The sequence below is a fragment of the Rhodococcus sp. NPDC127593 genome, assembly GCF_042671975.1.
Lineage (GTDB): Bacteria > Actinomycetota > Actinomycetes > Mycobacteriales > Mycobacteriaceae > Rhodococcus_F.
The window spans coordinates 208,252-230,900 of the sequence record NZ_JBHXWI010000006.1; the positions used below are offsets into that span (position 1 = coordinate 208,252).

Sequence of the window (22,649 nt, forward strand, 5' to 3'; positions counted from 1 at the left end):
GTTCGGGTTCCGGTGAGGTGTTCTCTTCTCAGCGTGTGGCGTTTCGAGTGTTGACGGGCCTCCTGCGGTTCAACCTTTTCGCCGACTGGTGAGAACTATGGTGCCCCGATCCGGGGGCTCCGGCTACCTACCCCAGGGTGCATGTTGCCCACCTGCTGCTGCGGTTACGCCTCCGCCGTGACGGAGAGCACGACCACGTCGTCGGGGAACGACGCGGGTGTCTGCAGACCCACCACCGCGAGGGCCCGGCCCGTCATCGAGATGCCGGGAACCTCGCTTCCCGCGGACAGTCCGTCGGCTCGTCCGCCGCCGGGTGCGGTGGTGATGGTCGGCTGGTCGTGTGGGGGCACGTTAAACCACGCGGGCGGTTTCAGGCCCTCGTCCGGTTCACCGGCGAAGACGGGACGCACCCGGTAGCGTCGGTCGGGGTCGAGCCCGGGCAGCGTGAACCTGCCGCGCGGTGACACCTCGGAGCGCCCCACGTACGCGAGGAAGAACAGCGCCTCCGCCCGGTCCTGCGCGACGGCGCCGTAGACGAGCAGGGTCGGGTCGATTTCGTCGGCGCGCACCATCGTTCCCGTGTGCAGGAGTTCACGGTGCCGCTTGTACAGGTCGATCCACACGGCGAGCTGTGCGTTCTCGTCGTCGGTGGCGGTCGCGAGGTCCCACTCGATCCCGAGGTGACCGTAGAGCGCCGTCCCCGCCCGGAACGACAGGCGGTGGTATCGGCCCGTCGTGTGCGAGATGCCGGACGCGATGTGCGAGCCGAGCAGCTCAGGGGGAAGCAGCTGCATCGTCCACCGGTTCATCTGCTGGCGCTCGAGCGGGTCGATGCAGTCCGAGACCCAGACGCGGTCGGTGCGTTCGAGGATGCCGAGGTCCACCCGCGCTCCTCCCGACGAGCAGGATTCGATCTCCAGTCCGGGGAAGCGGCGCTTCAGTTCATCCATCAGCCGATAGGTGGCGAGAGTCTGGTCGTGGACGCCGGCGCGCCCGTGCGGTGCGGTGCCCGCGTCGATCAGGTCGCGGTTGTGGTCCCATTTGATGTAGGCGATGTCGTACTCGCGGAGGATCGCGGACATCCGCTCGAGGATGTGGTCGTACGCCTCGGGGATCCCCAGGTTGAGCACCTGCTGGTTCCGGGACGGCACGGGTGTCCGCCCGCCGGTCGCCATCACCCACTCGGGATGTTCCCGCGCGAGGTCGGAATCGAGGTTGATCATCTCCGGTTCGAACCACAGGCCGAACTCCATGCCGAGGGAACGGACGTGATCGACGATCGGATGCAGACCGTCCGGCCACACCGTTTCATCGACGTGCCAGTCCCCCAGTCCCGCCAGATCGTTGCGCCGGTACCTGAACCAGCCGTCGTCGAGCACATAACGTTCGACGCCGAGCTTTGCCGCGCGATCCGCCAGGTCCGTCAACCGGGCCAGGTCGTGGTCGAAGTAGACCGCCTCCCACACGTTGATCGTGACCGGGCGCGCGCGCCGCGGGTGCGTGGGGCGCGACCGGAGATAGTTGTGGAAGCGATGCGCCTGGTCGTCGAGCCCGTCGCCATAGGCGCCGTAGATCCAGGGCGTTTCGTAGCTCTCGCCGTCCGCCAGCCGTACCTCGCCGGGCAGGAGTAGTTCCCCGCCGCCGACCACCTGGAAACCGGTGAAGAGACGTTCGGCGTAGTGGCGGTGGTTGCCGCTGAACGCGACGTGGGTGCCCCACACCTCGCCGCGCGCGAGACCGAAACCGGGTACGCCGACGGAGAGCACCGTCGCGGCGTCCGGGCCGGTGCGACCCTTGCGCCCTTCCCGTTCGTGGATCCCGACGGTGAGCTCGCTGCGCTGCGGGACGCGTTCCTTCCCCCATCGGCCGGCGAAGTCGAGGATTTCCCGCGCCTGCGGCGGGACCGGGAACGCGAGCTGGAGGTCGTCGAGAAAATAGAAGGAGTCGCCCGCGTTCGTGACCTCGGCGCGCGCCCTCAGGAGGCCGCTCGGCAGCAGTTCGATGTCGAGGACCAGACCGAGATCGGCGACCGTGTCGTGCGCCGTGACCCGGACTCTGCCCGCACCGGCCGAGACGAGTCCCGACCGGTGCTCGGCTCCGTCGACCGTGAGCGTGGTGGTCGTGAACAGCGGCGACCAGTCGGCGCCATCGCGATGCCCCGCGATCCCGGGTTTCCCCACCCACCCGGTGTGGTGTTCGGGGAGTATCGACAGCCGCACCGGGAGATCGACCACGTTGCCCGCCGGGGGCTCGATGTTCGCCTGCGCCAGGGCTTCGACGTCGACGAGGTTCAGAGCGTCGAGCGCCGCACCCCAGTGCACGATCGCCGGCAACCGTCCCCCGGTGAGGTCGAGCACGACGGACACACCGCCGGCGGTGAGGTGGACGTACGCGTGCGGTGGAGTCGCACTCACTTGTTGGCTCCCATCGTCAGTCCGGAAACGAAATGCCGCTGCAGCGCGACGAATACGAGCACCGTCGGCAATGCGACGAGCACCGATCCGGCGGCGAGCAGGTTGGTGTCGGTGAAGAAGCTGCCCTGCAGATTCTGCAGCGCGGTGGTGACCGGCAGCTTGTCGCCACTGACCATCAACGCGAGAGCCCAAAAGAAATCGTTGTAAATCCAGGTGATCATGAGCGTCGCGAGCGCAGCCAGGGCAGGGCGGCACAGCGGGAGCACCACCTGCCAGTACTGGCGGAACAGCCCGGCGCCGTCCACGGTCGCCGCCTCGAGCAGTTCCGGCGGAACCGTCTTCATGTAATTGCTCAGCACGAACACGCAGAACCCGGTCTGGAACGCGACGTGCACCAGGATCAGTCCCCAGTAGCTGTCGTACAGCGAGCCCGACGAACTCATCCAGTACGGCAACGGAATCGCGTTGTACAGACGGAACAACGGGGTCAGCAGCGTCTGCTGCGGCAGCAGATTGCCCGCGATGAACACCGCCAGCATGATCACGTTGAGCTTCCACGGGAACCGGGCGAGCACGAATGCCGCCATCGACCCGATGAACAGGATCAGCAGCACCGCCGGGATGGTGATGAGCATCGAGTTGAGGAAGTAGTGCGGGATTCCGCCAACCTCCCACGACTCGGTGTAATTGCTGAGCGTGAATCCGCCGACCGACAGGTAGCCATGGGTGAGGACGTAGTCGTAGTCGCGAAACGAGTTGTAGAGCGCCCACAGGAGCGGGAAGATCCACAGCAACGCCAGGGCGGTGAGCAGGAGGTACATCGCCGCGTGCGCGGTACTCAGCCGGCGCCGGTTGGCGACCGCGGCCTTGTTGCGGGGCCCGGTCCGGTCGACGGGCGCACTGTGGTCGGCGAGGGGTGTCGTCATGGTCATCAGTCGTCGCTCCGCATCACGATCCAGAGATAGAGGGCAATGAATACCAGCGAGATCACCAGCATGATCGTCGCCAGGGCCGAACCGAATCCGACCCGGCCCGCCTCGCCCACCACGTTGGCGGTGACGAGGGCGGAGATGAGTTCGAGTCCGTTGCGGCCCTTGTTGATCACCCACACGAGGTCGAAGGCGCGCAGGGCCTCGATGACGGTGATGACGATGATCAGCAGGTTGGTGGGCTTCATCAGGGGGAACACGATCCGGAAGAACGTGCGGATCGGGCCGGCGCCGTCCATGAGCGCCGCCTCGCGCACCGACGGGTCGATAGCCTTGAGGCCCGCCAAGTACAGCAACATGATGTAGCCGGTATGCCGCCAGCTCGCGGCGACCATGACGGCCCAGATGTTGACGTCGGGGTCGCCGAGCCAGTCGACGTCCGTGCCGAGGATGGTGTTGAGCACTCCGCCGTCGGTGGCGTAGATCAGTTGCCACACGAATCCGACCAGTGCCATCGACAACACCACCGGGATGTAGAAGATGCTCTGGTACAGCCGGCTTCCCTTCAGGCCCCGGTCGAGCAGAACGGCGAGGAAGATGCCGAGGATCGTCGGGAAGACGAACAGGAACGCCAGCCAGAGGACGTTGTTATGGAGGGCCTGCTGGAACGGTGGGTACGCCTGGACGGCGTCGACGTAGTTCTGCGGGCCGATCCACTCGATGGTGGACGTGCCGCCGATGCCGTCCCAGCGTGCGAACGACAGGATCACCGTGAACACGGTGGGAATCCACACCAGCCCGATCACGATCGCGGCGGGCAGCCCGAGCATGACGGCGATGGTCCACCGGTCACCCCGGCTGCGCCGGACCTTCGGCGCCGGGATCCTGGGTTCGGTTCCGGCCTGGGGAGGAACTGTGCTGGTCATGAATTCACCTGACCTGTCGGGACGGCGATGGTGGTCGTTGTCTTCTCGTGTGCGCTCATTGCCCGAACACCGCCGCCTTCTGACGCTCGATACTGCGGACCAGACCGTCGACGTCGTTCGGGTTGCCCAGGAACTGCTGCATCGCCGGGATCATCACGACGGACGCGAAGTCGGGGCGGGTGTCCCGGTCGAGGAACTGGGTGATGGACCCCGCACCCTGGACGAGGGCGGCCGACTTCTGCACGAGCGGAGGGAAACTCGACAGATCGGCGTCACGGTGCGCGGGTATCGCCTGCGGGTCCTGCTTCGCGTACGCGACCGCGGGCGCGGCTTCGGTGAGGAAGGAGAGGAACTGCTCGGCGCCCGCGCGGTTGCGGGGGTCCTTGCGCATCATGAATCCGTCCATGGGCGCCTCCACCGCCGAAGTGCCGACAGCGGAGTCGAGTTCGGGGAACGCGAAGAAGTCCAGATCCTCGCGGTCTGGCCCCGCGGGGAAGCTCTGCGCGACGAACATGCCGGCCACCAGCATGCCGACCTCCTTGTTGAGGAGGGCCTGCTGCGCCTCGGACATCTTGCGGCCCAGTGGTTGCGGCTGGTGGAACGGGAGGATCTCGCGCCAGGTGTCGAACACCGACCGGACGCGGTTGTCGGTCCAGCTCACGTCGCCCGCGAGGAGGGAGCGGTGGAAGTCGACGCCGTTGAGGCGCAAGTCGAGGTAGTCGAACGTGCCGAACGGTGGCCAGCCGTCGCGGACGCCGAACCCGATAGGGGTGAGTCCGTCGGCCTGCATCCGCTTGGACAGGGTCACCCATTCGTCGAACGTCTTCGGCGGCGCGTAGCCGCGCTGCTGCCAGAGGCTGGGACGGTAGAACACGGCCCACGGGTAGTAGAAGAACGGGACCAGATACTGCTTGCCGTCGGTTCCGGTGGAGGCGTCGCGGAAACTGTCGCTGAAACCGCTGCCGTGCGACTGCCACACCGAGCTGACGTCGTCGACGAGACCCTTGTCGGCGAAGTACTTCATCCGGTACCCCGACATCCAGGTGAAGACGTCGTCCGGGGTGCCCTGCAGGTAGTTGTTGACGTTCTCCTGGAACGAGGTGGAGTCGACGGAGTTGATCCGCACGGTGCCGCCGGTCTGCTGCTGGAACATCCCGACGACGTCCTGCACGCCGCGTTTGGCGTTCTTGTCCGACAGCCGCGATCCGAGGGTGATCACGTGGGGGTCGACACCGCTCGTGCACCCGGACAGTAGGCCCGCCGTCGACAGGGCGCCCGCGGCGCCGAGCGCGGCCTTGAGAAAGGTGCGCCGGGAGGGTTGCCACGGGTGCGGCAGCTCGTTTCGGTTCATGGTGCCCTTTTCGATTGAGTACCGGGTGGGCGGAGTCGCTCACCAATTTGATCGAAATCGAACAACTTCGATCATGTTTCGGTGCTGCCGTCTCACGCCCTTACGTGATGCAGGTTACAAAATCACGCCGCATTGCGCGTTGTCAAGCAGTTAGAAGTGCTTTCACCTGCGGAAGTGCAGAAATGTTCATTCATGTTGACTTTTGAACAGCGATCGGACAGATTGTGAGCATGCACACAGCGAGCGAGCCCGGCGGGCGGCCCCTGCGGTGGCCGACCCGGGGCATTTCCTTCGGCGGTGACTACAACCCCGAGCAGTGGCCGGAAGAGGTCTGGCAGCGCGACGTCGAACTCATGCGCGAGGCGGGTGTCGACTTCGCGACCGTCGGCGTCTTCTCCTGGGCGCGGCTGCAGCCCACCCCCGACACGTGGGACTTCGGCTGGCTCGACCGCGTCCTCGACCTCCTGCACGACGGCGGCGTTCGCGTCGACCTGGCCACGGCGACCGCGTCCCCACCGCCGTGGCTCACGACCGCGCATCCCGAGGTCCGGCCCGTGGACGAGCGCGGCTACCGGTACGAGATCGGCAGCAGGCAGACGTGGAGCCCGAGTTCGCCGATCTACCGCGACCACTCCCTCGTCCTCGTCGAGAAGATGGCCAGCCGTTACGGCGGCCACCCCGCACTCGCGCTCTGGCACGTGTCGAACGAACTCGGCTGCCACAACTCACGCTGCTACTCCCCCGACAGCGCGCGGGCGTTCCGGCGGTGGCTGCAGCGTCGCTACGGCGACCTCACCGAACTCAACCGGGCATGGGGCACGACGTTCTGGAGCCAGCACTACAGCGATTGGAACGAAGTGGTGCCGCCCGCCGCGAGCACGACGTTCGGCAATCCCACGCATCTGCTGGACTGGCGCCGGTTCTGCTCGGACGCCCTCCTCGACCAGTACCTCGCCGAGCGGGAGGTGTTGCGGCGCATCACCCCCGACGTCCCGGTCACCACCAACTTCATGGTGGGCATGGGCTCACCGCAGTCGCTCGCCGGCGACATGAACTACGCGCAGTGGGCGCCCGAACAGGACCTGGTTTCCACCGACCACTACCTGGTGGGGCCCGCGACGGGCGACGGCGCCGCCCACCACCGGCTGTCGTTCTCCGCCGACCTGACCCGCGGCATCGCGGGCTCGCGGCCGTGGCTGCTGATGGAACACTCGACCAGCGCCGTCAACTGGCAGCCGGTCAACCGGGCGAAGTCCCCCGGGGAGATGCTGCGCAACTCCCTCGCCCACGTCGCCCGCGGGGCGGACGGCATCGCCTTCTTCCAGTTCCGCGCGTCCGACGCCGGTGCGGAGAAGTTCCATTCCGCCCTGGTTCCGCACGCGGGCACCGACTCCGCACGATGGCGGGAAGTCGTCCAGCTCGGCGCCGTGCTGCGCCGCCTCGAGCCGGTGGCCGGCAGTCGCGTCGAGGCCCCGGTGGGCGTGCTGTTCGACTGGGAGTCGCAGTGGGCGTGCGAGCAGGACGGGCACCCGTCCCGATTGATGCAGCCCAAGGCGATCGCCGAACGCGCCCACCACGCCTTCTCCGGCGTCACGTGCGACGTGATCCCGCCGGACGCCGACCTGAGCGGGTACGCCGTGGTGGTCGTTCCGGCCGTGTACCTGTGCAGCGACGAGGACACCGCGCGCATCGAGGCGGCGGCCCAAGCCGGCGCCCAGGTGCTCGTCACCGCGTTCTCCGGGATCGCGGACCGCGACGATCACGTCCGGGTCGGCGGCTACCCCGGGGCGTTCCGCGACCTGCTCGGTGTCCGCGCCGAGGAGTTCTTCCCGCTCGGCGCGGACGAGACCGTCACCCTCGACGACGGCACCGCAGCCGGCATCTGGACCGAGTACCTGACGGTGTCCGACGATGTGGACGTTCTCGCCCGCCACACCGAGGGGCATCTGCAGGGCGTGCCCGCCCTCACCCGCCGACCGGTCGGCGACGGCGCGGCCTGGTACCTCGCCACCGTCCCCGATGCGCAGGGCTGGACGAGGATCGCCGAGACGATCTGCTCCGCAGCCGGTCTCGATCTCCACGCGGGGCAGAACTCCGACGTCGAGATCGTGCGCAGGCAGGGCGAGAACGGATCGTGGCTATTCGTCCTCAACCACACGACCGAGAAGGTGACCGTCGAGGTGTCCGGCACCGATCTCGTCAGCGAACGGGTGGTCGACGGACCGCTCACGCTGGAACCCGGCAGCTGTGCTGTGATCCGCGAAGACAGCGCCACCACCGGCGCCCGGACCCGAAAGGCGGACGCATGATGCTCGCTCGTCAGCGCCAGCAGGTGATCCTCGACGAGGTCACCTCCCGCGGTGCGGTGAAGGTCGTCGACCTCGGCGCGACGCTCGGGGTCTCCGACATGACCATCCGGCGCGACATCAACGAACTCGTCGAGCAGGGTCTCGTCGAGCGGGTGCACGGCGGGGTCACGCTGCCGCGGTCGGCAAGTGTGCACGAACCGGGGTTCTCGGCGAAGTCCGAACTCGACCGCGAGGCCAAGAGGGCCATCGCCCGCGCCGCCGCCCGACTGGTCCGCCCGGGCACGTCGGTGGGCATCTCCGGCGGCACCACCACGCACGCCCTCGCCCGCGAACTCCTCGACGTCCCCGACATCACCGTCGTCACCAATTCGCTGCCCGTCGCCGACGCGTTCCACGAAGGCGGCCGCGACGACCAGACCATCCTCCTCACCGGTGGTCAGCGCACCCCGTCGTTCGCGCTGGTCGGGCCGCTCACGGTCGCCGCCCTCCGCGGGATCCACGTGGACATGCTGTTCCTGGGTACGCACGGCATGGGGATCGACTCGGGGCTGACCTGCCCCAATTTGATGGAAGCACAGACCAATCAGGCGCTCGTCGCGTCGTCGCGGCGGGTCGTGGTGCTCGCCGACCACACGAAGTGGGGGGTGACCGCACTGGCGAACACGATCCCGCTGTCCGACGTCGACATCCTCATCACCGACGCCGGGCTCGAGCGCGCCGCCCAGGAAGCGCTTGCCGACCACGTCGGGGACCTCGTGGTGACACGGGAGAACCGGGAAGGACCCACCGATGACCGTGCGTGACGAACAGGATGCGCCGGAGTCCGCCACACGGCTCCGGATGCGCAAGACCCGGACGACCCTCGCGGACGGCCGCGAACTCATCTACTTCGACGACTCCGAGCCGTACGTGTCGGGCGGCGCCACCCGCGAGCTGGTGGATTCACGTCCGCTGCCGCCGGCGGTGTCGCAGTCGCAGATGCGCTTCGACGTGCTCACCGGGGAATGGGTGGTCATCGCCGCCCAGCGGATGGACCGCACGTTCCTGCCGCCGCCGGACGCGTCACCACTCGCCCCGAGCGTGCCGGGCAAGGCGCCCACGGAGATTCCGGCCGACGACTACGACGTGGTGGTGTTCGAGAACCGCTTCCCGTCGCTGGCGACGGCCGCCGCCGAGCAGGACCTTCCGGACTGCGTCGACGGAGAAGCGTTGTGGCCGTTGGCCCCGGGGGCGGGCAGGTGCGAGGTCGTGTGCTTCACCAGCAACCCGGATGCCGCCTTCTCCACCTTGAGCGTCGACCGGGTCCGCACCGTCGTCGACGTCTGGGCCGACCGCACCGCCGAACTGTCGGCGCTGCCGGGGGTCCGGCAGGTGTTCTGCTTCGAGAACCGGGGCAAGGAAATCGGCGTCACCCTGACCCATCCGCACGGACAGATCTACGCCTACCCGTACCTGCCGCCCCGCACGGACGCGCTGATCCGGCGCTCCCGCGAGCACTTCGAGAGCACCGGGCGACTGCTGCTCGCCGACGTCCTCGACGCCGAACGCCGGTCCGGCAGGCGGGTGGTCCTGGCCGGCGAACACTGGACCGCGTACGTCCCCGCCGCCTCGCGCTGGCCGCTGGAGGTGCATCTCGCCCCGCACCGCGACGTCCGTGACCTCACCGAACTGTCCGACGACGAGCGCGACGAACTCGCCCACGTCTATCTCGAATTGCTGCGGCGGGTCGACCGGTTCTTCGAGGGTGTCGACGCCGTGCCCTACATCGCCGCGTGGCATCAGGCGCCCGTCGGCGAGGACCGCCCGCTCGGACGCCTGCACCTGCAGCTGTTCTCGATGATGCGGTCGCCGGGCCGGATGAAGTACCTGGCGGGATCCGAGTCCGGGATGGGGGCGTGGGTCAACGACACCACCCCCGAGCGCATCGCCGACCGGCTGCGGGAGGTGGCGTCGTGAGTGCGGCGCAGTGGGTCGACCCCGTCGACGTCGACGCGGTCGCGGGCACTGCGGAGGCGTTGTTCCGCAGCACGTTCGGCGGCGCCGCGGACGGCGTCTGGACTGCGCCCGGCCGGGTCAACCTGATCGGTGAGCACGTCGACTACGCCGGCGGGCTGGTGCTGCCGTTCGCGCTCCCCTACGGGACCGTCGTCGCCGTCCGAGTGCGCGACGACGGGATCCTGCACGCCGTGTCCACGCACACCGGCGAGTCCTGGCAGGGTCCGCTCGCCGACGTCGCCCCGGGCCACCCGGCCGGCTGGGCCGCGTACGTCGCCGGGGTGGTGTGGGCGCTGGGCCGGTCCGGGCACCTGACGGCGGCAACGGGTTTCGACGTGGCGGTGCATTCGACGGTCCCCGTCGGCTCCGGGCTGTCCAGTTCGGCCGCGCTCGAGTGCGCGTTCGCGCTGGCGGTCGCCGACCTCGCCGGACTACCCACGGACGACGCCGGCCGACGGCCGCTGATCACCGCATCCATCCTCGCGGAGAACGAGATCGCCGGCGCCTCCACCGGCGGCATGGACCAGACGGTCGCGATGCTCGCCCGCCCCGGACACGCGTTGCTCCTCGACTGCCGCGGCGGCGCGACCCGGCACGTTCCGCTCGACTTCGGCTCTGCGGGCGCCCGACTGGTGGTCATCGACACCAACGCGCCGCACCGGCTGGTCGACGGCCGGTACGGCAACCGGCGCGCCACCATCGAGAAGGCCTGCGCCGACCTCGGCGTCACCACCCTGCGCGACGTCGCCGACGCCGACGCGGCCGTCGCGGCGCTGAGTTCCCCGGCGGCGCAGCGGGTCCGGCACGTGCTCGGCGAGATCCGCCGCGTCCGGGAAGTCGCCGACCTGCTCGACCGCGGCCGGATCGCCGACATCGGCGACGCCCTGAACCGCTCCCACGCCTCGCTGCGCGACGACTACGAGGTCAGCTCCGTCGAACTCGACTCCGCCGTCGACGCCGCCCTCGCGGCCGGCGCGTGGGGTGCGCGGATGACCGGCGGTGGCTTCGGCGGCTCCGCGATCGCCCTCGTACCCGCCGACCGGGTCGACGCCGTCGTCGAGAACGTCGCCCGCCAGGCAGACTCCACCGGTCTGCCGGTCCCCCAGTTCCTGCACGCCGAGCCGTCGGGCTCGGCACACCGACTCTGAGATCCCCTTCCACGACCAGGAGAACACCATGGCACGAGTCACGTACGACGCAGCCACCAAGATGTACCCCGGTTCCGATGTGCCGGCCGTCGATTCGCTGAACCTCGACATCGAGGACGGCGAATTCCTCGTCCTCGTCGGCCCGTCCGGGTGCGGCAAGTCGACGTCGCTGCGGATGCTGGCCGGTCTCGAGGACGTCGACTACGGCGCCATCCGCATCGGCGAACGCGACGTCACCGCCCTCGCCCCGAAGGAACGGGACATCGCGATGGTGTTCCAGAACTACGCCCTGTATCCCCACATGACGGTGGCGAAGAACATGGGCTTCGCCCTCGAGATCGCCGGCATGGACAAGAGCGAGATCGGCCGCCGCGTCGAGGAGGCCGCGAAGATTCTCGATCTCGGCGACTACCTGAATCGCAAGCCGAAGGCCCTCTCCGGTGGGCAGCGACAGCGTGTCGCGATGGGCCGGGCGATCGTCCGCGACCCGCAGGTGTTCCTCATGGACGAGCCGCTGAGCAACCTCGACGCGAAACTGCGCGTGCAGACCCGCACCCAGATCTCACTGTTGCAGCGCCGGCTGGCCACCACCACCGTGTACGTCACCCACGACCAGGTGGAGGCCATGACCATGGGCGACCGCGTGGCCGTCATGAAGGCGGGCATCCTGCAGCAGTGCGCGAGCCCGAAGACGCTGTACGAGAAGCCGGTCAACAGCTTCGTCGCCGGATTCATCGGGTCACCGGCCATGAACCTGTTCGAGGTCGACGTCGTGAACGGCGACGCCCGGATCGGTTCGCTGTCGACGCCGATCGAGCGTTCGGTGCTGGGCGCCCTGGACACCAGCCGGGTCGTCGTCGGTGTCCGCCCGGAGGCATGGACCGTGTCCGACCAGGGCACCACCGTGAAAGTCGACGTGGTGGAGGAACTCGGCGCGGACGCCTACATCTACGGACGCATCGTCCGCGACGGCGAACTCGGCGGACACGACATCGTCGCGCGCGTCAGCGACTCCGCGTCCCCGGCCAAGGGCGAGGTGATCCGGCTGGCACCGGACCCGGCCCGCCTGCACTACTTCTCCCCGACGACGGGTGCGCGACTCGGCGACTGAGCGCCGGGTCGTGGCCGATGCGTGGACGTATCTGCAGTCGCGGGGCGCGCGGGACCGCTACCGTGGTGCAGTGCGGTCGTGACGAGGCGTGCGGCGCCGCGTGGACCGCGAGAAGGAGGCTGGTGTGGACATCGCCGATTCCACGAGGCAGGGTCGGATCGTGGAGGTCCTCGTCGAGGCCTTCGCCGATCTGATGGAGGCGGACCCGAGCGCGTTTCGCACGAAGTTCCGGAAGATGGCCGCCGATCCGTTCGCCTTCTACCGGGGCAGCGCGTGCCTGTTCTACGACGATCTGCGTGACTTCGACGATCCGTGGGCGGACGAGCGCACCGGCCGAGTGTGGATTCACGGCGATCTGCACCTGGAGAATTTCGGCACGTACATGAACTCGGAGGGCACCCTCGTCTTCGACGTCAACGACTTCGACGAGGCGTACGTGGGGCCGTTCAGCTGGGATCTTCGCCGGTTCGTCGCGAGTCTCGCGCTGATGGGCTGGCAGAAGGCCCTCCCCGAGAGCGATGTCCGGGCACTGGCCGACACCTATCTGCGCAGCTACGTCGAGCACGTCCTGCACTACGTGCAGCGGGAGGCGGACGAGGCGTACGCGCTGCGCCTGGACAATTCGCGCGGCGCCATCCAGGACCTGCTGCTGAGCGCGCGGCTCGCCACCCGGGTGGACCTGCTCGAGTCCGCCACGGTGATCGAGGATTACGACCGGCGTTTCCGGCGTGGCCGCGGTGTCCGCGAACTCGACGAGGAGGAACGCACGACCGTGTGCGAGGCGCTGGACACGTACATCGAGAGGGTGCCCCGCAGCAAGCGATCCGCGCGATCGGTGTTCTACCGGGTCAAGGACGTGGTCGGGCGGAAGGGCTTCGGGATCGGCAGCGCCGGCCTCCCGGCGTACAACGTGCTCATCGAAGGGGCTACCCAGGCGCTCGAGAACGATATCGTGCTCTCCCTCAAGCAGGGCAACGTCGCCGCGCCCAGCCGCGTCGTCGACGAACCCCGTGTCCGCGACTACTTCGAGCACGAAGGCCACCGCACGGTGGTGAGTCAGCGCGCGCTGCAGGTCCACACGGATCCGCTGCTCGGCTACACGGAGATCGGCGGCACCGGTTTCGTGGTCGCCGAACTATCCCCGTACGAACTGGACCTCGACTGGTCCGACCTCACCGAACCGGAGGACATCGCGCCGGTGCTCGAGGACCTCGGCCGGGCGACGGCGAAGGTGCATTGCGTCTCCGACGAAGACAGCGACCAGACTCTGGTCACGTTCCAGACCGAGGACGCCATCCAGAGCGTCGTCGACGGCAGGCTGGACGAGTTCGTCGGCGAGATCATCGACTTCGGTATCGCCTACGCCGAGGTGAGCCGCAAGGATCACCAGCTGTTCGTGAACGCGTTCCGGGAGGGTGAGATCGCGGGCGTGTCCGCCACCTGACCCGAACTACAGACGGACGGTGTTCAGTTCCTCCAGAACACCTTCCGCGCTGCGGGCGGCGACGGTGCAGGCCCGCGCGGTGAACTGGTCGAGCAGCGGGTGGCGGGCCCGTTCGCGCCACTTTCGCACCGCGGCGAGTGCCCGCATCCGCTGCAACTCCACGGAGTCGTCGCCGTCGGTGCCCAGTCGTTCGGCGATCTGGATCCCGAATCCGCCGATCAGGCGTTGCAGCTCGGCCACGTCGTCGGCGGGCAGCCCCACCTCGGTGGACCGCAGCCGCCCGAGCAGGCGCAGTTCCTGGAAACCGTGCACGTCGGAGAGCAACCGTTCGGCCGACATCAGGATCTCGCCCGCACCCTGCACCGGTTGTGCCGTGAGCACTCGCTTGAGTGCCACGAGTGCCGAGTGGGTCTTCAACTGATCGGCCCGCTGCCCGAACTGGATGTCGATCACCTGGCGCAGTTCGTCGAGGCCGCTGCGTTCCACCAGCTCGGCCGCCAGCGTCGGCGAGTCCTTGGTGCCCAACCGGATCAGGGTGACGGCCATCCGGATCCCGAAGAGCCCGAATCGATCTGCCAGCTGGGCGCGCATCCGGGCGTCCACGGGAAGCGGACTGTCCTCACGCGCGAACCGGTCGGCGGACAGCATCGCCAGGTTCAGATCGTCCACCGGGACCTCGGCCAAATGCTGGAATGCGGTGAACTCGGCCTGGCGCATCGTGCGGGCACCGAGCGCCAGCAGACCCGCGACGGGGACGACGGCCTGGCACAGCCCGGTGCGCTCGAGTTCGCCCGCGAATCGGGAGGCCACCTCTTTCGCGGACATCATGGCGTCGAGGCGTCCCGCCCCCACCTCGTCGGCCCGCGACACGACACCGACCACCCCGAGCGGTCCCGATTCGTCGCCCACGTGGTCGCCGATCTGACCGAGGAAGTGGACGTCGGTCGCGTTGAGCGTGCGCAGCAGGTAGACCACGGCGTCGGCGCCGGACGCCTCGTTGTCGGGTGTCAGCATCTCGAGGGTGCGGGCCGAGACGTCGCGCGACAACGAGGACGTGCCCGGGGTGTCGATGATCGTCGTGTGCGCCAGGGCGGACGACGGCCACTCCACGTCGAGGCGGTCCACCTGGTCGGCGGTGAGGTGGCCGAGGTCGAACGTGAGATGTCCGTCCCGGCGCAGCACCGGCACGTTGGCGGACCGTTGCGCGCCGCTGCCGGGGTCCGGCTGGTACCACGCCGTCACGGTGGGCGTCGACCCGCTGCGATACCAGGTGACGACGCGGGTGCACTCGGTCGCGTCGGTGGGTGCGATGTCCTGCCCCACCAGGGAATTGAGCAGAGTGGACTTGCCGGCCTTCAGCGAACCGGCCAGGGCCACCCGCAGCGGTTGTTCCAGTCGCCGGGCGCATTCGGTCAGCTGATCCCGGATCTCGGGTCTGCCCGCGTACAGCTGCCGGGCGGACGCGATGAGTGCCCGGGCCTCGTGAAGCGGAGCGGCCGTCATGCCGTGACCGCTCCCGCGTCGCCTGCGACGAGTTGCGCGGCTTGCTGTTTCAGTTCGGATGCGACGTGCAGATCCTTCTCGAGCTGCGCGATCCGGCGGGTCCGTTCGGTGGACTCGAGATTCGCCGCCTCCTGCGCGCCGCGCAGCGAGTCGTTGATCGAGCGCAGCGCCTGCTCGGCGATCGCGGTGAAGTGGTCGCGCAGCAACCGTTGGATTGCCCGGAGCCGATCCTTCGACTCCTTGCCCACCTGGAAGCTGGCGTCGTCGGCGAACCGGCGGATCGCGGCCTTCGCCTCCGCACGCCGCTTCAGGATCCGGCTCTCCCGGTCTTCCCGGTACGCCTTGGTGCCGAGGAGGACTCCGGCGCCGATCGAGATCGGATTGACCAGCGCCATCCCCATCATCGTGGTGATCAGACCGAACATGAGCACGCCGCCGTACGATCCGCGCATACCGACGAGGACCTTCTGGGTGATGCCGATGCGACCCGCCTCGAGGTCTGCGAGCGAGGCCACCGGTTCGAGGACCCCGTCCACATCAGCGACATCGAGGTGCGGCAGTTCGACGGCGCCGGTCTCGGCGAAGTGCTGCGCGACCACCTCGGCCAGCCACAGCGCGCGGTCGTGGGCCCACACGAAGTTGTCGCCGATCGCGGTGGCGAATTCCTGCTCGAGCCACTGGCCCAGCGCGTCCCAGTCCTTGCCGGGGTCGCCCTCGTCGACGGTCTCCTCCGCCTCGCGCGTGACGCGGCGCAACCGGTCCCGGAGGTCGTGGTCGATGTCCGCGGCCAGGTCGGCGATACCGTCGCCGAGCGTCTGCTGCCACAGCGACGTCTTCTTGTGCAGCTCCTCGGCGGCGGCCTTCGCCTTCTGCAGTTCGGCGACCGCGGCGGCGCCCTTCGCCGGATCACGCAGGGCGGCAAGCTCACTGCCGATCCCCAGCGTGAGATGCTCGGCCGCGGAGGACACGTCCAGCGACACGGCCCGGCGCGTGTTCGCCTCCGCCCGCGCCACCACCCGGTCGCGCAGGAACGCGTACAGGTCGACGAAACCGGATTCGGTGTTGAGTTCCTCGTCCTGCAGTCGCAGCGCGTGCGAACGCAGCACCGAGGAGACCGGGATCAGGGGAACGTCGAGACCGGCGCGCGCGAGGTGCCCGTGGTCGGCCTCGACGATCTCGCGCCAGTGCGGGTACAGGTCGGTCTTGCTGATCAGGCACGCCACCGACGGGCACAGGCTCGTCACCTGGCGGATGAAACCGAGCTCGGGTTCGGTGAATTCCTGGCTGGCGTCGGAGAGGACGAACACGGCGTCGGACGCCGGAATCAGCCCGAGGGTGCTCGCGGCGTGCGGGTTGCCGGCACCGCCCACGCCAGGGGTGTCGACGAGGACCAATCCGTCGGCGAGAAGCGGGCTCGGGACGTTGACCTCCACCCGCAGCACCTCCCGGCCCCCGGCGCGAGGCGAGGCCGGCGTGATGCCGTTCAGCTCGTCGAGCGGAAGGGGAACCCGGATCGGGTCGGCGCCCGGATCGGCGAGGATCAGTTCCGCCGACGCCGTCTCGGCGTTCTGGACGACGGTGGGGATCGCAGTGGTCTCGTCGTCACCCACCGAGCACACGGTGAGGTTGAGAAGGGAGTTCACGAACTGGCTCTTGCCCTGCTTGAGCGGTCCGACCACCACGATCCGCATCCGCGGGTCCTGCACCCGGGTCCGGGCCGAGTCGAGGCGCTGCGCCAGATCGCCGCGACCGAACCTCTTCGCCACGTCCAGGGCCTGCTCGAGCAACGCCGTCATCGACTGGGATCGGGCTGGACTCTTCTCGACGGCTGCACTGTCCATGAGCTTCGTTGACCCGCAATTCTTCCGACCTCTGTGCGGACACCGCGTTCAGTGCACCGACACCCGACTGTGTGAAACAGCCCCGCACGCATAACGCGTCCGGGGCTGATTTCGTTACATCGTACGGCGGTTCCGGCCGCCCCGTCTGGGGGATGCCGGAACCGCCGTCTCATCACGGCTCGAGGTGATCGACCACGTCCGTGACGTCGTGCGTCGTGGCCACCGAGGTGTCGGTGTCACCGAACAGCGAGCCGTCGGTGTCCGCATGCAGGCCCGAGTCGGCGCCGAACGCATTGTCCGCGTCGATCGACGACCAGGTGTCGGCGCCGGTGTCGACGGCACCGCCCAGGGTGGACCCCAAGCCGCCTGCGATCGACCCGGTGGTGTCGGCCACGACCCCGCCGACCACACCGAGGTCGGCCGAACCGTCCGTGGTCGCGTCCGCGTCGGCGGAACCACCGGCGGACGCTCCGCCGTCGATGGCGCCGCCCACTGCGGCTCCACCGTCCACCGCTCCGCCGACCGCACCGTCGAGTGCGCCTCCGACCGAGGTGCCGAGCGATCCGAGGCCACCCACGCCGCCGGACAGTCCGGCGCCGAGGCCGGTGACCGCGTCGGTGGTGGCATCCAGGCCACCGGTCAGACCGGCAGTGGCGTCGACCGCGCTGTCCACGCCGCCTTCGATGCCGCCGGCCACGTCGCCGCCGATTCCGGCCGCAGCATCCACGGTGCCGCCGAGGCTTCCGCCGACATTCGCAGCCGTGTCCAGGGCGCCACCGACCGTGCCGCCCAGGTTGGCCGCCGTGTCCAGGGCGCCACCGAGATTCGCGTCCACGCTCGCACCGGCGTCGGCGACCGCGCCGACCGAGGCGCCGGCCTCGCCCACCGCGTCGACGGCACCGCCGACGCTGCCGGTCAATGCGGAGCCGAGGCCCGCACCGGTTTCGAAGATTCCACCCAGACCGCCGGTGAGGCCGCTGGTCAGACCGGCGCCCAGGCCACCGGCCGTGTCCAGTCCGCCGACCAGGTTGGTTCCCAGGCTGCCGCCGAGGTCCGCTCCGGCGTCGGCAACCGCACCGACACCCGCCGCGACACCGGCACCGATGCCGGCCGCGGCGTCCGCGCCGCCTGCCACGCCGCCGCCGACAGCGCCGCCCACGTTGCCCGTGACGTCACTGCCCACGTCGAGCAGTCCGCCGAGCGCTCCGTCGATGCCGCCCGTCAGGCCACCCGCGAGATCGGTGCCCGCGTCGAGCGCACCGTCCAGGGCGCCGCCCACGCCGGCTGCGGCGCCGAGTCCGAGGTCGGCGTCCAGAGCGGAGTCGAGATCGAGGCCGCCACCGGCCTCCAGTGCCGTCTCCAGTGCGGAACCGAGGGTCGCGCTGAGGCCGCCGTCGGCTCCGAGGACGCCGCCGAGAGCGGTGCCCAGCGTGCTGCCGATGCTTCCCTCCGCGCCGAGAACACTGTCGAGGTCGAGGGCGCCGCCGGTCTCCAGCGCACCGCCGAGCACTCCGCCGAGAGCCGCACCGAGGTCTGCGCCCGCGCCGCCACCGACACCGAACGCACCGCCGAGCAGGCCGCCCAGGTCGGTCACGCCGCCGAGGTCGACTCCGCCGTCCGCGCCGAGCACCGCATCCAGCGCCGCACCCAGACCGGCGGTGGCGTCACCGTCGACGCCGAGCACCCCGCCGAGCGCGCCGCTGATGGTGGTGCCCAGGTCGGCACCGGTGTCGAGAACGCCGCCCAGCCCGAGGCCGCTCTCCAGAGCGCCGCCCAGGACCGTGCCCAGGTTCGCGCCGGCCTCGCCGCCCAGCCCGAGGGCTCCGCTCAGAGCCGTCGTCAGCTCCGACGTCAGTTCTCCGCCGAGACCGAGGTCGGCGCCCAGCCCGAGGTCCAATCCGCCGTCCAGCAGGCCGCCGAGGTCGATATCGGTCACGCCGCCTGCGCCGAGCACGGCGTCGAGGGTGCTGCCCAGTTCGGTGGCCAGGCCACCGTCCAGGCCGAGGGCCCCGCCCAGGACCGTGCCGAGTGCGGCGTCCAGTCCCAGTCCGCTGTCGAGTGCGCCGGACAGGGCGCCGCCGAGGCCGCCGTCCAGGTCGAGGGCGCCGCCGAGCAGACCGCCCAGGGCGCCACCGAGGTCGCCGCTGACGTCGCCGCCTGCGCCGAGGACGCCACCGAGGATGCCGCTCAGCGCGCCACCGAGGCCGCCGTCGGCACCGAGAACGCCACCGAGGTCGAGCCCGCCACCGGCGCCGAGAACGGCGTCCAGCGCGGTGCCCAGACCGGCGGTGAGGTCGCCGCCGACTCCGAGTTCGCCGCCGAGCAGTCCGCTCAGCGCACCGCCGAGGCTGCCGCCTGCACCGAGGATCGCGTCGAGGTCCAGTCCGCCGCCCAGGTCCGCGATCGAACCGAGCGTCGCGCCGAGTGCGCCACCGAGGTCTGCGCTCAGGTCGCCGCCCGCACCGAGAACACCGCCGAGAGCGCCGCCGAGAACCGCGCCGAGGTCGGTGCCGAGGACTCCGCCGAGCGAGCCGGCGACGTCACCGAGCAGTTCACCGCCGAGCAGGCCTTCGAGGGTGGCGCCCAGTCCGCCGCCGGCGCCGATCGCCGCGTCGAGGGCACCGCCCAGCGCGCCACCGAGACCGGCGTCCACTCCGAGCACGCCGCCGAGGGTCGTTCCGAGCACGCCACCGAGGTCGAGGCCGGCACCGAGTCCGGCGAGGATGTCGCCGTCCAGGCTGCCACCGAGGTCGACGACGCTTCCGAGGGCGGCACCGAGAGCCGCACCCAGCTCGGCGCCCAGGTCGCCGCCGATCGACAGTGCGGGCGCGAGGATCCCGGTGAGACCACCGGCCACGTTGACTACCGGCAGGGCCGTGATCGCCGCGGTGAGAGTGGTGGCGAGCTGCGCGGTCAGGTCGGCGCCCAGGCCGAGGGCACCGCCGAGGGCTCCGCTGATCGCGGCGCCGAGGTCGAGGGCACCGCCGAGGTCGAGGCCACCGGTGAGGGAGAGTGCTGCGTCGAGGGCCGCACCCAGCGCGGCGCCGAGCTGCGCACCGATCTCGCCGCCGATCTCCAGGGCCGCACCGAGCGCGGCGCTCAGGCCGGCCGCCAGTTCCGCGGCGAAGTCGAAGTCGCCGCCCAGGCCGGCACCGAGACCGAGGCCGGCGCCGGCACCGATACCGACCGCACCGCCGAGACCGCCGCCGAGACCGAGGCCTGCGCCCAGTCCGCCACCGACACCTGCGCCGAGACCGCCCGCGACGTCACCGGCGACGTCGGCACCGGCGTTGACGATCGCGGCCAGGTCGGCCCCGCCGCCTGCGAACAGTCCCGACTCCGCGACCAGGGGAGCGACGGAGACGATGTCCGCGTGGCTCACACCCTGCAGGCCGGCGGCGCACAGCGCGTCGGTCGGGTTGGCGCAGTAGGCGGCCGCAGCCTGCTCGTCGCGAAGAAGGCCGAGGATGAAGTCGAGGACGGCGTTGGTAGCCATGGCAGCTCTCCTGTGGTCGAGGTTCGGGGAGTTCGGGTGGCCACCACAACTGCTGTGACGGCGAGTGAAATACACGTTATGGATCGGCGGCCCCCTTCCCAACGGGGCGGCGCCCCCTACTCGGGGACCCCGGTATCGGGGATCTCCCATCGGGGGTCGGGCCCTCCCCGTTAGGGGATAGGGGGCCATTAGGGGATCGGCCCCGTAACTGCCGTCGACCAGCGGCGTCGCGTAACGAAACGGCCGCTCCACGCGACAATTCGAGTGACCACGACGGCATCGGCCGTCATTTACGACGGCGGCACCGTCCGCCTGACGCAGGCGGCGTGACGCCCGCCCGGACCACAGGAGTGGAACATGGCTGCAGCGCTCGGCATCGGTGTCGGATCGGTCAATACGGTGGCCGCCGTCGACACGGACGGGGCGAGCGTGACGGATGCCGCCGACCTCACGGTCCTGTCCCGCGCGAGTGTTCTCCACCTCTCCCCCGACCGCGCACCCGTCCTCGGCGACGACGTCGGCGAACCGGACGCGGTGACGGTCTCCGACTTCGCGAACCGCGTGGGCGACCCGGTCGGGATCCTCACCGACGACGGCTCGACCTACTCCGGTGAAGACCTCGTGGCCACCGCCGTGAGCTGCATCGTGCACGAGGCCGCGTCGGGCAGGCACGGCCTCCCGACCACCGTCGTCGCCCACCCGACCGTCTGGCCGCCGTATACCGTCGGTGTCCTCGCCGACGCGCTCGAACAGGCCGGCGTCACGGACGCCACCCTGGTGTCGGAGGCGCAGGCGGTGATGACGTGGCTCGAACGGACCCGCGGCACCCTCGGCGACGCGTTGACCGTCATCTACGACCTCGGCGGCACCTCGCTCGACATCACCCTCTTCCGTTCGGACGCACACGGCACGGAGACCGGCGTCCTCGGCAAGCCGGTGCGGTCCGAGGACTTCGGTGGCGCCCACTTCGACCACGCCACCATGCAGTACGTCCTCGGCAACGTCGCCGAGGAGTTCGGCGACATCGACCCGTTCGCCCCCGACACGGTCGCCGCCCTGACCCGGCTGCGGACCCGCTGCACCGCGGCGAAGGAGGCACTGTCCTCCGACACCGAAGCCACCATCGGCATCGAACTGCCCGGCATCGCCACCGACGTGCGGCTGGTGCGCTCAGAACTCGAAGACCTCATCCGCGAGTCCCTGCAGGAATCGGTGACGCTGGTGCGCGAGAGCATCCACGCCGCCGGCCTCGAATCCAGCGACGTCACCCAGGTGGTGCTCACCGGCGGAAGCGCCGCGATCCCGCTGGTCGCCGAACTCCTGTCGGCGGAACTGCGTGTTCCCGTCGTCGCGGCCGAACGTCCGGGCCATACCGCGGCCCTGGGCGCTGCCCTGCTCGCCGCCGACCACGATGCGGGACGCGCCGCCGCCCCGACAATCGCGCGGATGCCGGTGGTCGTGCCCGCCGTGACACCGGCCGCAGTCATCCCGGACGTCGAGGCTGATGCCGAAACCGTCGTCTTCGCCGCCCGCACCCCCGCGCCGACCCTCGCCGAGCCCGTCCGCGCCGGCATGTCGCGGAAGAAGAAGGCCGGGATCATCGCCGCCTCCGCCGCGGCCATCGCTGTGCTCGCCGCCGGTGGGCTGTCGCTCGGCACCGTGTTCGACGTCGCACCGGCATCCAGCTCGGGTCCCACCACCTCGCAGTCGTCGAGCACGTCGGCGGGCGCGGCATCCACGTCCGGTGCTCCGGCCGAGGCCGCCGCGACGGGCGCCGTCCCACCCGGCGCCGAAGCTGCAGGCGTCGTCGCCGCGACCGGTGTCCCCGGCACCGCGGCCGGCGTCGCGACTCCGGTCGCCGCACCCGGCACCGTCCCACCCGGCACCGTGGCACCGGCCGCGGCCAAACCGGTTGCCGCAGCGCCCGGCACCGCACCGGCTCCCGCGGCGGCGGCTCCCGCACCGGCACCGGCACCGGCACCGGCTCCCGCACCGGCACCGGCCCCCGCACCGGCGCCGAGCGTTCCCCAGACCGACGGCGGCGCCGCGATCGCCAACACCATCGTCGGCGGTGCCGGCGCGGTGGGTAACACTGTCAACGGCGTCGGCGACACGGTCGGCGGCGTCGTCGGCGGAGTCACCGGCCTGGTGCCCGGCGTCCTCGGCAACGGCGGATAGGGCG

14 protein-coding genes are annotated in these 22,649 nt (G+C 70.1%); 7 read left to right on the forward strand and 7 right to left on the reverse strand.

Annotated elements, in window-relative coordinates; genetic code table 11:
* Nucleotides 1-164 precede the first annotated feature (164 nt).
* The 4 genes from ACFVJ3_RS07690 to ACFVJ3_RS07705 are packed head-to-tail and all read right to left on the reverse strand — an operon-like array spanning nucleotide 165 to nucleotide 5,620.
* Nucleotides 165-2,414, reverse strand: a complete 2,250-nt coding sequence (locus tag ACFVJ3_RS07690) for an alpha-galactosidase (protein ID WP_378451496.1) — start codon at nucleotides 2,412-2,414, stop codon at nucleotides 165-167.
* Nucleotides 2,411-3,346 (reverse strand): carbohydrate ABC transporter permease, encoded by a 936-nt coding sequence (locus ACFVJ3_RS07695; RefSeq protein WP_378451497.1) that lies wholly within the window; start codon nucleotides 3,344-3,346, stop codon nucleotides 2,411-2,413. The genes ACFVJ3_RS07690 and ACFVJ3_RS07695 overlap by 4 nt, the downstream gene beginning before the upstream one ends.
* The gene (locus ACFVJ3_RS07700; protein ID WP_378451498.1) at nucleotides 3,346-4,269 is read right to left on the reverse strand and encodes a carbohydrate ABC transporter permease; all 924 of its coding nucleotides are present in this window, start codon (nucleotides 4,267-4,269) and stop codon (nucleotides 3,346-3,348) included. Before ACFVJ3_RS07700 ends, ACFVJ3_RS07695 begins: the two co-directional genes overlap by 1 nt.
* Before the next feature lie 55 nt (nucleotides 4,270-4,324).
* Nucleotides 4,325-5,620 (reverse strand): ABC transporter substrate-binding protein, encoded by a 1,296-nt coding sequence (locus ACFVJ3_RS07705; protein WP_378451499.1) that lies wholly within the window; start codon nucleotides 5,618-5,620, stop codon nucleotides 4,325-4,327.
* 230 nt (nucleotides 5,621-5,850) lie between these two features.
* Between ACFVJ3_RS07705 and ACFVJ3_RS07710 the strand changes: the two genes are divergently transcribed.
* The 6 genes from ACFVJ3_RS07710 to ACFVJ3_RS07735 all read left to right on the forward strand — a co-directional run bounded on the left by ACFVJ3_RS07710 (nucleotide 5,851) and on the right by ACFVJ3_RS07735 (nucleotide 13,627).
* Entirely contained in the window at nucleotides 5,851-7,929 is a 2,079-nt protein-coding gene (locus tag ACFVJ3_RS07710) for a beta-galactosidase (protein WP_378451500.1), read from the forward strand.
* Nucleotides 7,926-8,732, forward strand: coding sequence for a DeoR/GlpR family DNA-binding transcription regulator (locus ACFVJ3_RS07715; protein ID WP_378451501.1), 807 nt, complete (start codon nucleotides 7,926-7,928; stop codon nucleotides 8,730-8,732). Before ACFVJ3_RS07710 ends, ACFVJ3_RS07715 begins: the two co-directional genes overlap by 4 nt.
* Nucleotides 8,719-9,885 carry a galactose-1-phosphate uridylyltransferase gene (gene galT / locus ACFVJ3_RS07720; protein WP_378451502.1) on the forward strand — a complete coding sequence of 389 codons (1,167 nt, stop codon included), beginning with the start codon at nucleotides 8,719-8,721 and terminating at the stop codon, nucleotides 9,883-9,885. Before ACFVJ3_RS07715 ends, galT begins: the two co-directional genes overlap by 14 nt.
* Nucleotides 9,882-11,072, forward strand: coding sequence for a galactokinase (gene galK / locus ACFVJ3_RS07725; RefSeq protein ID WP_378451503.1), 1,191 nt, complete (start codon nucleotides 9,882-9,884; stop codon nucleotides 11,070-11,072). The genes galT and galK overlap by 4 nt, the downstream gene beginning before the upstream one ends.
* Before the next feature lie 28 nt (nucleotides 11,073-11,100).
* A complete protein-coding gene (locus ACFVJ3_RS07730) occupies nucleotides 11,101-12,183 on the forward strand; it encodes an ABC transporter ATP-binding protein (RefSeq protein ID WP_378451504.1) in 1,083 nt (360 codons plus the stop codon).
* Between the two features lie 124 nt (nucleotides 12,184-12,307).
* A complete protein-coding gene (locus tag ACFVJ3_RS07735) occupies nucleotides 12,308-13,627 on the forward strand; it encodes a DUF2252 domain-containing protein (RefSeq protein WP_378451505.1) in 1,320 nt (439 codons plus the stop codon).
* 6 nt (nucleotides 13,628-13,633) lie between these two features.
* Here ACFVJ3_RS07735 and ACFVJ3_RS07740 read toward each other — a convergent pair whose 3' ends face one another.
* The 3 genes from ACFVJ3_RS07740 to ACFVJ3_RS07750 form a co-directional block, all read right to left on the reverse strand.
* A complete protein-coding gene (locus ACFVJ3_RS07740) occupies nucleotides 13,634-15,130 on the reverse strand; it encodes a dynamin family protein (protein ID WP_378451506.1) in 1,497 nt (498 codons plus the stop codon).
* The gene (locus tag ACFVJ3_RS07745; protein WP_378451507.1) at nucleotides 15,127-16,971 is read right to left on the reverse strand and encodes a dynamin family protein; all 1,845 of its coding nucleotides are present in this window, start codon (nucleotides 16,969-16,971) and stop codon (nucleotides 15,127-15,129) included. The genes ACFVJ3_RS07740 and ACFVJ3_RS07745 overlap by 4 nt, the downstream gene beginning before the upstream one ends.
* 172 nt (nucleotides 16,972-17,143) lie before the next feature.
* On the reverse strand, nucleotides 17,144-20,467 hold the full coding sequence (locus ACFVJ3_RS07750) for an IniB N-terminal domain-containing protein (protein ID WP_378451508.1): 3,324 nt from the start codon (nucleotides 20,465-20,467) through the stop codon (nucleotides 17,144-17,146).
* A gap of 357 nt (nucleotides 20,468-20,824) precedes the next feature.
* Between ACFVJ3_RS07750 and ACFVJ3_RS07755 the strand changes: the two genes are divergently transcribed.
* Nucleotides 20,825-22,645, forward strand: a complete 1,821-nt coding sequence (locus tag ACFVJ3_RS07755; protein WP_378451509.1) for an Hsp70 family protein — start codon at nucleotides 20,825-20,827, stop codon at nucleotides 22,643-22,645.
* Nucleotides 22,646-22,649: the final 4 nt, after the last annotated feature.

What these genes read in the sequence shown, in the direction of transcription:
- ACFVJ3_RS07715 (WP_378451501.1), top strand. Translation starts at nt 7,926, where the DNA reads ATGATGCTCGCTCGTCAGCGCCAGCAGGTGATCCTCGACGAGGTCACC.
- ACFVJ3_RS07755 (WP_378451509.1), top strand. Translation starts at nt 20,825, where the DNA reads ATGGCTGCAGCGCTCGGCATCGGTGTCGGATCGGTCAATACGGTGGCC.
- galT (WP_378451502.1), top strand. Translation starts at nt 8,719, where the DNA reads ATGACCGTGCGTGACGAACAGGATGCGCCGGAGTCCGCCACACGGCTC.
- ACFVJ3_RS07710 (WP_378451500.1), top strand. Translation starts at nt 5,851, where the DNA reads ATGCACACAGCGAGCGAGCCCGGCGGGCGGCCCCTGCGGTGGCCGACC.
- ACFVJ3_RS07750 (WP_378451508.1), bottom strand. Translation starts at nt 20,467, where the DNA reads ATGGCTACCAACGCCGTCCTCGACTTCATCCTCGGCCTTCTTCGCGAC.
- ACFVJ3_RS07700 (WP_378451498.1), bottom strand. Translation starts at nt 4,269, where the DNA reads ATGACCAGCACAGTTCCTCCCCAGGCCGGAACCGAACCCAGGATCCCG.
- ACFVJ3_RS07730 (WP_378451504.1), top strand. Translation starts at nt 11,101, where the DNA reads ATGGCACGAGTCACGTACGACGCAGCCACCAAGATGTACCCCGGTTCC.
- ACFVJ3_RS07740 (WP_378451506.1), bottom strand. Translation starts at nt 15,130, where the DNA reads ATGACGGCCGCTCCGCTTCACGAGGCCCGGGCACTCATCGCGTCCGCC.
- ACFVJ3_RS07695 (WP_378451497.1), bottom strand. Translation starts at nt 3,346, where the DNA reads ATGACCATGACGACACCCCTCGCCGACCACAGTGCGCCCGTCGACCGG.
- ACFVJ3_RS07745 (WP_378451507.1), bottom strand. Translation starts at nt 16,971, where the DNA reads ATGGACAGTGCAGCCGTCGAGAAGAGTCCAGCCCGATCCCAGTCGATG.
- ACFVJ3_RS07705 (WP_378451499.1), bottom strand. Translation starts at nt 5,620, where the DNA reads ATGAACCGAAACGAGCTGCCGCACCCGTGGCAACCCTCCCGGCGCACC.